This is a genomic window from Spirosoma daeguense, from assembly GCF_054776875.1.
Window position 1 is genome coordinate 62,025 of the sequence record NZ_BAAHBF010000003.1, and the last position, 13,101, is coordinate 75,125.

Here is a 13,101-nt window from a genome sequence, read left to right on the forward strand (position 1 = left end):
CGATTGTATCGCGGACGAGCATTAGAGCATTGGGTTGTTCATTTCTTCGTAAACAAAACCATTGTATTATCCGACGGATCGTTGGTCTGTAGAAGCCGTTTGCCGCCATCAGTAAATCCGGCTTTGGTGATATGGTTGCTCCAATCGTCGATAGGCTTAAAATCCTTGTAATCTTTCTGGTCGGTTTCCCAGTCGATGTTCAGACCCAGATTGAAAACGGTATGCACCAGCGAAACGAACGTAGCCATGTCGGAGGTTTTTACGTCGTGATCGCGCAGGATAAACCAGCCGCCGGGACGTAGTATCCGATGAATGGAGGCCAGAAAACCCGGAAGCTTTTCGGGGCGGGTGTGGTGCAGGCCAATCAGGCAGGTGACCAGATCGACACTGGCATCGGGAATCTCGCTGGGGCTAATCGGGTCAAAATCGTGCGATTCAATAAACGTACCAAATTTGGTCAACTGACCGCGTTCCATGATATCGGCAGGGCCGTAGGTCGGTGCTACGTCGTTGATCAGGTAAATAGGTCCGCTTACCGTCAGGTGTTTGCGTAAATCGCTGATATACCGTCCGGTTGAGCCAATTTCGACGTAGCCATTGACCTGTGCGCCAACGGGTAACAACTCCAGCATCTGCCGGGTCATTTCTTTCTTCTGAACCTTGAGCGCCGGTAGTGCGTACGTCAGCTCCGACAGAAATGGCTTGATGCTTGATAACCGATTCTGAATGGTTTTATAAATCCGTTCGTCCGATGTTTCGGTTTTTGTAACCTCGCCAATCAGATGGTGGAATTTATCTTCCGGATACAAATGGAAAACAACCTGCAAAAAGCGATAAAACGCATCGCGGGGCTTCGTTTTGTCGAAAACAGCGTGAAATTCAGAAGTTGCCATGTGGTTGTGGGGTTATTGTTATACGTAGAGACAAGGCATGCCTTGTCTCTACAATTAGAATGATGATGATTACGATGACAAATAATACGTGTCCCAGAATACGTTGTGAAACCGGAAATTCGGGTCCAGTTTTCGCTTCAGGGCAAACAGTTTCGTCGCGTTTGGGTAAGCCTGATGAAACTGCTCTACTGTAGCATGGGCCTGATAAGGCAGATAATACGCTCCACCTACCGAAATAACCGCATCGATCAGTTCACGGGTCCATATAGCAACCTCGTTTTTAGCGACGTTGTTTGTGCGCTGCTTGTAATACACCACAAACGCAAAGACTTCTTCGCGCGCCCAGGCCAGATATGAACCTGAGTCGGCATGGGCGTGCCGGACCGATACGTTGATCACATTAACCCGATAGCGGTTGAAAATCTCGCTCATTTTTTGGGCAAATTCTTCGAAATGGCGGACGGGTACAAAATACTCTTGCAATACGTAAGTGCGGTTTGTGCGCGAGCGAGGTTCAAGTTCCGCTACGTCGTAACCCGCTTCGTAATTACGCCAGTGAATGGGTTTCGCTCGATACAGAATCGGGTCGACTATGTGTTCGCGACGCCATTTGCCGAGAATGGTTTCCGTGAAAGCCCACATGAAATAACGCTCCAGCGGATACGATTCGCGAAGCGGCATCAGGCGGGTTTTTACAGTTGGTTCTTTATCTGTCTTCACCCACGTAACAGCCCGCATGTTTTTGAATGCTGGCGGATACATATCGCCATTATGAAAAACGGCTCCGGTATTATCGCGAATGGTGTCGAAGAAATAGGGGCGATAATCGGAATAGTGCAGCTTGTGATACTGACGTTCAACAGCTACGTTATCTTCAAGGTCAAGTTCCGCCGATACGATGATTCCCAGACCGTTATAGCCACCGATGGCACCAAAGAAAATGTCCGGATTTTCGGTACGGCTGGCTTTTACCAACGAGCCATCAGCCAGAATAAGTTCTATCGACCGAACGGCCAGAATCAGCGGCCCGTGACCCATGTAACGCCCGTGCACATTCACGCTCAACGAACCGCCAACGGTGAAGTTAGCGTAGGTTTGCATGATTTTGATACTCAGGTCGTTTGGGTCAACATAGCGTTGAATATCGCACCAGCGAATACCTGTTTGTACGGTAATGGTTTTGGCCTCTTTCGAGAAGTTGAGCACCTGATTCAGCCCGCGCATGTCGATATGCAGACTATCGGCACTTGCCGTTTGTCCGCCCATACTGAAACGCCCACCACCAACCGAAACAGGCCCAGTTGTAGTACGAATTTTCTCCTGTAACTCAGCTACTGACGCAGGGCGAAATACGTTAGCAACAACCACAGGATTGAGGTGTGTTACGTCGTTGATGATACGTTCTGCTGTGCTACGTCCCGGCGCGGGCTGTCCGTTATCGTTTTTGAGGTAATCGGCGGCTTCGTTCGGAACAGGGCCAAACAGATTTTTCTGCTTATCGCCCCGCCGGAAACCTAGCAGATAAATGAGCCAGATTGCGCCCAGCACCGGAATCAGAACGATCAGTAGCCAATAGCCCGAGTGATTGGAATCGTGTAGCCGTTTGGTCGACGTAGCGGTGAGCGACCCCAGCAGGAGCGGATACAGAACATACGTAGCACCTTCGCCAAGGCCATCGTACAGGAGCGTGTGAAGCACATAGAACGTACTCCAGATAAATACCGAAACCAGCCAGTACGTCGACCGTTGAATACGACCGTGGATGGTGAATAGCAGGTAACTAAGTGGCAGTTTGTCTTTCAGACGCATAGGTCTGGCAAATATAGATGGAAACCCGTCAGTTGCTTGATTTACAAGAATTCACCTTACTGAAAGGCAACGTAGCAGGCCCTGACAGACTCCGGCTGTTAGAGTTATATAGCTACAACCGACAGCCAGAGCCTGTCGGGGCCTTTATGGAATTAAGGTATTGCCAACATCAACTGGTAAAACCGCCAAGATGTTATGAAGAGACGCCCGACTTACATACCGCTACGTATCGATTTTACGCCCTTTGTGTCAATCGCGTTATTGCTGATTGTGTTTTTTATGTGGCTAAAATTAGTGACTAAGCCGAACATGATGTTCATGAATGCTCCCGAAAGATATGGCTGCTTTGAGGAGGAACGTCCGTTTATTGATGCCAGTATTTTGCTGTTGAAAAATAACCGTATTGGCTTCCTAACGCCGGATATAATTGATGCAACCTTTATAGAAACCGATTTTTCAGCGAATGGAATCAGAAAGCATTTAATGGCTACAACATTAAATCACAAGCATGGAGCTTTTGTTGTGATTACGCCTACTAACTGGTCTACGTATAAAAATCTGGTCGATATTCTCGATGAACTACGGATTGTCGGTCACATGCGGTATGTGCTTAATACGTCGTTATCGGATAAAGAACTGGAACTATCCAGCGGGCAATATGAACACTAGAAAGCCAACAACAACACGTATCCTGATTCGTCAATGAACGTAGTGTTCAACGACTCTTACTACGATCAAGCACGCGCTTGAGTCGGCCGCCAATAAAACTGCCAACGAAGGCCAGAATCATAGAGCCGTAAAGACTGAAAATCTCGATTTCACCGTCAACGTTATTGGTCGGGTGTTCGAGAAAAAAGGTGTAGACAATCCAGATAGTTGCGGCCTGAACTACCGCCAGAAACCAGCCTTTGTGTGGTTCCAGAATACCCACCGCTGTTGCCAGCAACGTAGCAACCAGAAAGGGTAGGTGGGCGGCTATCGCGATTTTGATGCAGTATAACAAAAGCGCACATCCCAGAAGGGTAAGCGCTACGTTCAGAATTAATCGACGGTCGAAAAACATTTGATAATGTAGAATGAAAAATGTAGAATGAATAATGGATAATGTAGTTGGTCAGTTCAGCCAATCATTATCCATTATTCATTCTACATTTTTCATTCACTACTGGTTCACGTAGACGCTGCCGCTGCTAGCCGATAGCGTAACGGGAATACCGCCACCATTCAATGTGCCTTTGATGCGGTTTTTGTCGGTGTCGCCACTGAAGTTATTCAGCGGAATTTTAATGCTGTTACCACTCAGGTTAAGCGTAAGTCCTTGATCGAGAGGCATTCTTACGCGGATGCTGCCCGCGCTGGTGCTCAACCGAACGTATTGACCTAACTTGGTTAACGTAACGTCGACACCACCCGCACTGGTGCTGGCATCGATGCTACCTGCTACGTTCGCCAGTCGAACCGAACCGCCCGACGTACCCGCTTTAATATCGCCAGCGATGTCTTCGCCATGTACACTTCCGCCACTGGTTTGTGCATCGACATTGCCTTTGAGTTCGGTGAGCCGAATGCTTCCGCCCGATGTGTGGAAACGCATCGAACCTGACGATGATTTGGCTTCAATTGAACCGCCTGAGGTTTGTAGATCAAGGTGACCCGAAGCGCCAGCAACACAGCGGTCAAGATGGATGCTTCCGCCCGATGTCTGTCCGTTTACATCGCCTTTGATATCGCTCATGTGCAGGCTGCCGCCACTCGTACGGAACTTCTGATTGCCGGTCAGTGTGCTCAGGTGAATGCTGCCGCCCGATGTGCGGAGGTCGGTTGTTACGTTGCGTGGGGTGTAGAATTTGAAACCAATGCTCAGCGATTTCTTCCAGTTGTCGTTGCCTTTACGTTTGGCAATGGCCACAATCGTTCCGCCTTCCTGTGTAATCGAAATGTCATAATCTCTAAGCCGTTCTTCAATTTCTTCCTTGTCGAGTCGGTCGTTCCAATTGTTGGCCCGCACATACATTTCCACTTTGGCATTCATATCAGTACCGCCTTCGATGGTCAGGCTACCGCCCGATGTTTCGGCCCGTACGGCGTTGATGTTTCCCGAAAAGGTTTTGACCTGGTACGGTTTATCACGGTCGTCGTTGTTATTGGCAAGAGCTGTAAAGGAAAAAGTTGCTGCTCCTAATAGTGTTAGAAAGAATTGGTTCCGTTTCATACGATTGTCTTTGATAGATGGCTGAAAGATGCAGTTCGCCTACTGAAGGTTGCACGAGGTTTAATGGTTTCTGTCTTTACCGGATCGTTAATTACCTTCTGCTTTACTACTACAAGTGCCATGCTAGAAGATAAATAGCTTAATAATCAATAAGTTATTAAGTTTGTAGGAGAGGGCCTTGTCCGCCAGCGGACAGAAAACGTTCGCTAACGGACAGGAATTCTGAACGAATTACTACTGGTTGTGACGGGGGTGAAGAGAAGACATTACAAGTTGCGAGACTGTTCAGCTATACCAGCGGATCAATGCCCACAGACCGAGATTTCGTTTGATTACGAATATTAGAAGACGTAGCATCTATTCTTTCCTAAACACATGACACGTAACAGACTATACTCACAACGACGGATCGGTTGGATGCTGATCGTGTCAGGGATAATGACGGCTTGCCAGCCTCAACAGAAAGCCACTGATAATTTGCTGACGTCTCAGGTTATCTGTAGGACTGCACCAACGGATAAAGCCTGGTATAGCTCAGGTCAGAAAGCGGCCCTATTCGATAGTCTGGGGAATATCCATTTTCCCGTCACCACCAGAAGCAAGGAAGCTCAACGCTATTTCGATCAGGGACTCATGCTGTCCGTTGGTTTCAATCATGCCGAAGCTGCCCGTTCGTTTTATGAAGCGACCCGTTTAGATTCGACTTGCGCGATGGCGTATTGGGGTTTCAGCTACGTACTGGGGCCAAATTACAACGCAGGTATGGAACCCGATAATTACGAACGGGCGTATGCCGCCATTCAGCGGGCAACACAACTGCTGGCAAACTGCACCGATAAAGAAAAAGCTTTAATTAACGCCTTAGCAACGCGATATTCTGCCAAACCCGTCGATGACCGCAAGTTGTATGACGTAGCGTATTCAAACGCGATGAAGAACGTTTATGAACGATTCCCCAATGATGCGAATATTGCGGCCCTCTACGCCGAGTCGATCATGGATTTGCACCCCTGGGATTTATGGGAAAAAGATGGACGACCGAAGGCCTGGACCCCCGAAATCGTTGCTACGTTGGAAAAACTTCTGGTTCAATATCCGGAACACATCGCCCTGCATCATCTTTATATTCACGCGGTTGAAGCGTCTCAGACACCGGAGCGTGGACTGAAGAGCGCGGCTATCTTGGGTAAGGTTGCTCCAAACGCCAGCCATCTGGTACATATGCCTTCGCATATTTACATCCGCACGGGCAATTATCACGAAGGCTCATTGAGCAATCAGCAGGCTGTGAAAATAGATAGCCTGTATCTGATGGGCACTAATGCGCAGGGGGCCTTTCCGTTGAGTTACTTCCCTCATAATTACCACCTGTTAATAGCGACGGCCACGCTCGAAGGTAATTACAAGTGGGCAATGACTTCGGCCCGGAAAATGGCCGACAATACCCATAAAAAATTGATGGCTGACCCTGCCTGGAGCGTACTTCAACATTATTACACCATTCCTTACCACGTAGCGATTAAGTTTGCCCGGTGGGATGAGCTTCTTCGTATGGCTGAGGCCGATACTATTCAGTTGAAGTACCCAACGGCGATTCGCCACTACGCTCGTGGTATGGCGTTAGTCGGCAAAAATCAGTTGACGCAGGCTAAACAGGAACTACGGAAGCTCGAAACGCTGGCGAATGATCCCGATATTTTGAAATTGACCATTTGGGGTATAAATCCGATGCACGCAATTCTGGAAATAGCCCGCCGTGTACTGAAAGCTGAAATCCTGGCAGGTGAAGGTAAGTTTGATTCCAGCGCTCAACTGTTGCGGGAAACGGTGGCTTTAGAAGATGCCCTGAACTATAACGAGCCGCCCGATTGGTTTTTTTCAGTACGTCATAACTTAGGTGCCGTATTGCTGAAATCGAAACGATACGCTGAGGCAGAAGCTGTATTTAGTAAAGACTTAAATGTATTTCCGCGTAATGGCTGGGCGTTGTCTGGCCTGCATAGGGCACAGGTTTTTCAGGGATATACCGAAAAGGCAAAGCAAACGCAGACCTCATTGGCGGAAGCCCGAAAGTGGGCCGATGAAGACGTGAAAACGACCCTGATGAGTGGCTTGTAAGGCGACCGAAAAAAGGATGGATAAAAGCTGTGTTACTTACTTGTAATCTCAACGCGCCGATTTTTGCTACGTTCGCCCTCCGTCGAATTGCCTGTAATTGGCTGCTTTCTGCCGAAACGTTCCGTCGTGAACTGAAGATAATTTCCTTTTTAAAGGGTATTTGTATTGATTGATGAGGCAGTCCCAGACAGCAGGATTCTGTCTGGGACTGCCTCATCGATCAGTTCAGGTATTACGTAGCAAACAGCCTGCACGTATGTAGGGTACGTGAGTCGTTTGCTACGTTTTTTCGTTTATTCGGCGCGAATACTTTTGGCTGGATTGGCTAAAGCGGCCCGAACCGACACGCGCCCAACGGTCAGCAACGTAATGCCCGAAACCAGTGCGAGCGTCAGGGCGAAGACCCACCAGCCGAAATCAATCCGGTAGGCATATCCACGGAGCCAGCCATTCATCAGAAACCAGCCTGCCGGAGCCGCCAGTACGAAACCAATACCAAGCAGCCACGTAAATTCACGTCCGAAGAGCCAGAGAAGTTGCTGAATACTAGCGCCAAGCACTTTCCGGACGCCAATTTCTTTCTGCCGGGCTTCTGCCATAAACAGAACCAGCCCGTACAGGCCCAAACAGCCAATCAGAATCGCGACCAGCGAGAAAACCTGTGCGAGTGACAATAGAATACGTTCGGTAACGTAGAAACTGTTCAGTAATTCGTCGACGAACGTAGTGTTGAAAACGTGTTCTGGGAAAAGCTCCGTCCAGACTTGTTCAATCGAACGTAGCGTGGACGACGTATTAGCTGGATTGATACGTAGTGCGGCTATGTCGTTCTCTTTGTGCAGGTTGAGTAAGGCCAGCGGCTGGAGTCCGGTACGTAGTTCGCCCATGTAAAAATCGTTGACGACGCCCACAATGATTTTGTCGGAACCCCAGATATTGAGTCGTTTCCCCAGCACACTATTGGCCGATGGTACACCCAGCTGCTTCACCATCGTTTCGTTTACCAGTACTTCGTTATTCGTTGTGTCGTTATTGCGGAAATTCCGTCCGGCAAGCAGGTTGATATTAAAAACCGACAGGTAATTCGCATCGCCAACTTTCACTCTGGCCTGAAATTTTTCGGGTTGGGTATGCGTATCGAACGTAAACGGAAAGGGTGGACGATGGCGAGCGGCTGGTGGTTCAACACCTAATGCTACTTGCTCAACATCAGGAAGTTGCAGGAGCCGGGAACGTAACGTTTGTTGTTTGATCGGGTTGTCGGTCGGGACAGGAATTATCAGGATGGAAGCCGTTTGGAAACCGAGGTTTGCTTGTCGCATGTGCCGTATCTGCGCCATCATCACAATCACCCCGATACAGAAGAATTGTGTGATAAAAAATTGCGTAATAACCAGCCCACGACGTACGCGAATGCCACCGACCTGTTGCGTAGTCATGCGTCCGTGAAGAGCGGCTACGGGTTTGAAACGGGCCAATACCAGCGACGGATAAAAGCCAGCCAGAAAAATAACTCCCACTATCAATCCACCAAACCAGACGAGCGACCGGGGTAAAAACAGGTCGAGAATCGACAGATCGGCGTTGAGCATGTGCAGGGCGTTGTTGAGCGCAGGCAAGCCAAGCTGGGCAAGTAACATGGCTATGAACACAGCCGTTAACGTAAGGAGAGCCGTTTCGGTCATAAACTGAAGCACAAGTTGCCAGTGCGTACTGCCAATGGCTTTCCGAACACCAACTTCTTTAGCGCGCTTCAAGGCATGTGCCGTTGCTACGTTGATAAAATTGATGCAGGCACCCACAACCAGAAACAATCCTACGCCAATGAGCACGTAAAGAATCATGTAAGGCGATTCGCCACCGTATTGCGAATTATGGCTGAGATCGCTCAGAGGCAATACGTGAAAGTCGAGGGCTTTGGCTTTCTCCGTCCGCAGGTATTTCTGGCGAATGCCGGGTAGTACGTTGGTCAGTTGCGAAAGGGGCGTGCCCTCGCGCAACGTAACGAATGACACCGTTGTTACGTTCTCCCAAGATTGCATAGCCTGCTGTCCATTTTCGCCCGATAATGTGGGTATGGTGCTGTACGAAATCAAAAACTCGTAACGAAGCTTGGTATTAGAAGGTGGGTTTTTTATAACTCCTGCTACAGTCAGATCAGCCTGATTATCATAACGTAGCACTCGTCCAACGGCATCGGACGTACCAAAATATTTCTGGGCATATCGTTCCGAAAGTACTACAGTGTTGGGCGCTGAAAGGGCTGTTTTCGGATTTCCATCAATCCACGCTACGTCGAAAACGTCGAAAAACTGGGGTTCGGTAAAGCAGAGCGTGCGCGATTCGTCAAACTTTTTGCTAAAACCACCTTTTCCATTCGGTACGGCGACCACTCGTCCGAAAATATTCTCCAGCCGAACCGCACTTTCGACAAACGGATATGTACTACGTAGCACATCGGCTAATGGGCGTGGCGTAGCGTCGGTTGGCATAACATTCTCATGCCTAATATCGGTTACGAGCCAGTATGTACGTTTCGCTTTTTCATGGTATTGATCGAAACTGAATAAATAGCTGACCAGCAGAAAAATTACGATACCACAGGCCAAACCTATCGCTAGTCCGGCCGCACTAATAGCGTTTACCCGGCGATATCGCCAGAGGTTTCGTAGCGCAATTTTGACGTAATTCTGAAACATGATAGTAAGGTAGGATATGAATTTATGTCAAATATATAAATTTCTTATATATAAGAAATGATTTAGCTCTCTGATAAAATAGGTGGCACTCAGCCGCGAAAAATTCGCAGACCTAGAATCAATTAATAAGCTTAGTAAAATACGTAGGACTTACCACCCCTAGCCCCTGCTAAAACAGGAGGAGAACGTGCAGAAGTGACCCATTGATGGAACCCCCTCCTGTTTTAGCAGGGGCTAGGGGTGGTAAATCGCTATGTGAATTTCCCTATTTCAATAAACCATAAAAGGCTCCCACACCAGGTGCAGGAGCCTCTCAAAATTGTTGTAAATGAGTTCGTTAATGCGACATCAACAATTTGCGTTGTTTGGCTAGATCTTCCTTTTTGACAAACGTGATAGGCACAAATTCATCGGTTGGGGAGCCGATGTAATACAGTGTCCAGTCCTGATCATAACTGGCAAGCATATGCCGAATGCACTCGACCCGGTCGAAAGTGGGTACTATGCAATCGCTCCAGTAGAATAACTCAACGCGGTAATGAAGCGCCTGCTTCTGGCCGTTGATGGTTACGTCGACTTCGATTTCCTGCTTACCCGGCATCGAAGGAATGGGAATGGCGATGTATGACATAGGAGTTAAAAAGTTGTAGAGTTATACGGTTATAAAGTTTTAGGGTAGTTGTACGGTTATAAAGTTTAAGAGTTGTAGAGTTATTTATTGATGCGCCAGCCAACCCTACAACTTTATAACTCTACAACTTCACAACACATTTATCCCTCCGCTCGCAGGCTTTCCGTTGGGTTGGTCTGTGCCGTTCGATACGTTCGCCAGCCGATGGTAAGTCCGCCAAGTAGCAACATCGTTCCGAAACAAAGAAGCAACATACCGACACCCACTGAAATGTGATAAGCGAATGTCATCAGAAAGAAGCTCGTAGCCAGATAACCTAACGGAAGTGCAATGGCGCCGGAAATTAGCAGTAACTTCAGGAAATCCCATGATAACAGCCAGACAATCTGGTTGATGCGTGCTCCCATCACTTTACGTACACCAACCTCCTTAGTACGTAGTTGGGTGGTGTATGTAACCATACCGAGTAAACCCAGACAGGCAATGGAAACGGCCAGACCGAGCAGAAGACCCATAAACGAAATGTCATCGGTGTGACCGTGCCGGTTGCTGAGAAAATCGTCGTACCACACACCCGCGAACGGTTCGTATGGATTGAGTTGTTTCCAGATCTGAGCAATGTCGGCTTTAATGGCTTCGGGATTGCCGGTGGCTACTTTTACGTTCAGATACCGAAAATGATCGGGCTGATAACGTAGCATAAGCGGACGTAATTTCCAGACCAACGTAGTGAATCGGAAGTCTTTCACCACACCCGCTACCTGTACGTCGGTACTGTCGTTTAGCCAGAGCGTTTGTCCGACGGCGGCACTCGGTTCGCCCAGATGAAACGCCCGAACGGCCTCCTCGTTGATCAATACCTGACGCGATGCAGAGTCGGAAACCGACGCTGGCATATTCTGACCAGCCAGCAATGTAAGGCCAACGGTTGATAATAAATTTGCATCAGTGGCAAAGACATCCGTAACGGTCGAATCACCACCAGTTCGTTGCCGATGAACCATTTGCCAGTCGCCACCGTGATCGCCGAAAAGTGCCGCAGTTGCTGACACGCGTTCCACACCCGCCAACTGATTCAGCTTAGCCGTAAGTCGATTGGATGGAAATCCATTCAGAGGAATCGTCAGAATGTTTTCCCGCTGGAAACCATAATCGGCTGTTCCCATATAATGCTGCTGACGAGCCATGCCGAGCAGGGCAATCATAGCAAATAACGAAATGGAAAACTGGATCACAATGAGTGATTTACGTAGCGTAATGCCCCGAAAGACACGAATCCCTGTCTGACTACGTAGCACCTGCGCTGGTTGAAAACCCGACAGAACACGCGCGGGTAACAGCCCTGCCAACAGGCCCGTTGCAATACTGAACGTAATGAAAACAAGCCATACCCGAATATCCTGCTCCCACTCCACTCCACCAATCAGCCACTGCTGCACAAATGGCATAGGTTTCACTAATTGAAGCATGCCATACGCCAACAAAAGTCCCAGTATCGACAGGAAAGCCGATTCGGCCATAAACTGCCCCATCAACTGCCAACGTAGCGCGCCCGAAACTTTCCGGATTCCCACTTCACGTGCACGGCTTAACGACCGGGCCAGTGTCAGATTGATGTAGTTGAACGTAGCGAGCAACAGCGTTAGCAGACCAACACACATTTCGGTAATAAGCTTGCCGATAGTGGGTTCATACGTACCAAACATTAATTCCTCACGTGCAGGAGCGAGTTGTGACAGTGATTGACTACGTAACGTATAGCCTTTCTCGTTCGCAAACCGGATGCCTTTTGTGACACGTGCCACCAGCGACGGTAAAATGCCATCCAGCGTTTCGGCGGGAGTGCCCGGTTTAAGCAGTACGTAGGTGTATCCCTGTGTGTATTGTTTCCAGTTGGTTTGTGAGCGTTCCCAATCAGCGCCAGAAAGCGTTGCTATCGACACCAGCATATCGAAACTGAGGTGCGTTTTAGCTGAAGGTTCTGCCAGAACACCGGAAACGGTCAACGCGCCAAGCTGTGCATGGTCGATACGTTTGCCAACGGGATTAGCGGTGCCAAAAAAACGTTCGGCAGTTTCTTGCGTCAGCACTACGTTCTGTGGAGCAATAGCCGCTTGTCCTTTAGCTAGTTTAAACCCGAAAATCTGGAAAAAACCGGGATCGACCGTGCTGAAAATCATCGGCAACTGCTTCCGGTTGGCTGTAAATTCGCCATTGTTTCGAATAATTCGGGTGGCCTCCTGCACAAAAGGGTATTGCTTTTTCAATACGTCTGTCAACGGCATTGGCGACGTAGCGTAACTGATTTCATCGTTTGCTTTGGTCGTTACGTCGGTCAGGATACGGTACGTTCGGTCGGGATGCGGATGAAAGGAATCGTACTCGAACGCGCCTTTTATACCAATCATAGCCAGCAGGCATACCAACATGCCCGAAGCCAACCCAAATACGTTGATGAACGAAAACAGCTTGTGTTTCCAGAGGTTGCGGAGGGCCGTATTGATAAAGTTGCGCAGCATAAAAATTGAAGCAAGGGTTTAGGATAAATTTACCCCGCTCAAATACTATACCAGTGCTTGTATAATTCTGATATACAGACATTTATAAACGAAATCTGAACGTAATACGTCCGAAACCGGACGTATTACGTTCAGATGCGGACAAGGTTAATAGCCAAGTATTTGTGACAAAATAAAGTGTGAAAATTCAGCCAATTCTCATTCTGTTTTAACTGATCAG

General features: G+C 48.4%; 9 protein-coding genes. 2 read left to right on the forward strand and 7 right to left on the reverse strand.

Annotated features, from left to right (window positions below; genetic code table 11):
* Positions 1 to 38: 38 nt before the first annotated feature.
* Together ACYVD4_RS09555 and ACYVD4_RS09560 are read right to left on the reverse strand one after the other, a co-directional pair.
* Positions 39 to 893 carry a class I SAM-dependent methyltransferase gene (locus ACYVD4_RS09555; RefSeq protein WP_460944860.1) on the reverse strand — a complete coding sequence of 285 codons (855 nt, stop codon included), beginning with the start codon at positions 891 to 893 and terminating at the stop codon, positions 39 to 41.
* Between the two features lie 69 nt (positions 894 to 962).
* Positions 963 to 2,702 carry an FAD-binding protein gene (locus ACYVD4_RS09560; protein ID WP_460944862.1) on the reverse strand — a complete coding sequence of 580 codons (1,740 nt, stop codon included), beginning with the start codon at positions 2,700 to 2,702 and terminating at the stop codon, positions 963 to 965.
* A gap of 195 nt (positions 2,703 to 2,897) precedes the next feature.
* Between ACYVD4_RS09560 and ACYVD4_RS09565 the strand changes: the two genes are divergently transcribed.
* Complete coding sequence (locus tag ACYVD4_RS09565) at positions 2,898 to 3,371, forward strand: biopolymer transporter ExbD (protein WP_460944864.1); 474 nt, start codon at positions 2,898 to 2,900, stop codon at positions 3,369 to 3,371.
* A 46-nt stretch (positions 3,372 to 3,417) separates the two neighbouring features.
* Here ACYVD4_RS09565 and ACYVD4_RS09570 read toward each other — a convergent pair whose 3' ends face one another.
* Together ACYVD4_RS09570 and ACYVD4_RS09575 are read right to left on the reverse strand one after the other, a co-directional pair.
* The gene (locus tag ACYVD4_RS09570) at positions 3,418 to 3,765 is read right to left on the reverse strand and encodes a hypothetical protein (RefSeq protein WP_460944866.1); all 348 of its coding nucleotides are present in this window, start codon (positions 3,763 to 3,765) and stop codon (positions 3,418 to 3,420) included.
* A 99-nt stretch (positions 3,766 to 3,864) separates the two neighbouring features.
* A complete protein-coding gene (locus ACYVD4_RS09575; protein ID WP_460944868.1) occupies positions 3,865 to 4,914 on the reverse strand; it encodes a DUF4097 family beta strand repeat-containing protein in 1,050 nt (349 codons plus the stop codon).
* Between the two features lie 375 nt (positions 4,915 to 5,289).
* Between ACYVD4_RS09575 and ACYVD4_RS09580 the strand changes: the two genes are divergently transcribed.
* Complete coding sequence (locus ACYVD4_RS09580; protein WP_460944870.1) at positions 5,290 to 7,032, forward strand: hypothetical protein; 1,743 nt, start codon at positions 5,290 to 5,292, stop codon at positions 7,030 to 7,032.
* A 293-nt stretch (positions 7,033 to 7,325) separates the two neighbouring features.
* Here ACYVD4_RS09580 and ACYVD4_RS09585 read toward each other — a convergent pair whose 3' ends face one another.
* The 3 genes from ACYVD4_RS09585 to ACYVD4_RS09595 all read right to left on the reverse strand — a co-directional run bounded on the left by ACYVD4_RS09585 (position 7,326) and on the right by ACYVD4_RS09595 (position 12,881).
* Positions 7,326 to 9,731 carry an ABC transporter permease gene (locus ACYVD4_RS09585; RefSeq protein ID WP_460944872.1) on the reverse strand — a complete coding sequence of 802 codons (2,406 nt, stop codon included), beginning with the start codon at positions 9,729 to 9,731 and terminating at the stop codon, positions 7,326 to 7,328.
* 337 nt (positions 9,732 to 10,068) lie between these two features.
* Positions 10,069 to 10,362 carry a hypothetical protein gene (locus ACYVD4_RS09590; protein ID WP_460944874.1) on the reverse strand — a complete coding sequence of 98 codons (294 nt, stop codon included), beginning with the start codon at positions 10,360 to 10,362 and terminating at the stop codon, positions 10,069 to 10,071.
* Positions 10,363 to 10,502: 140 nt separating this feature from the next.
* Positions 10,503 to 12,881: an ABC transporter permease gene (locus ACYVD4_RS09595; protein WP_460944876.1), complete on the reverse strand. Its 2,379-nt coding sequence runs from the start codon at positions 12,879 to 12,881 to the stop codon at positions 10,503 to 10,505.
* Positions 12,882 to 13,101: the final 220 nt, after the last annotated feature.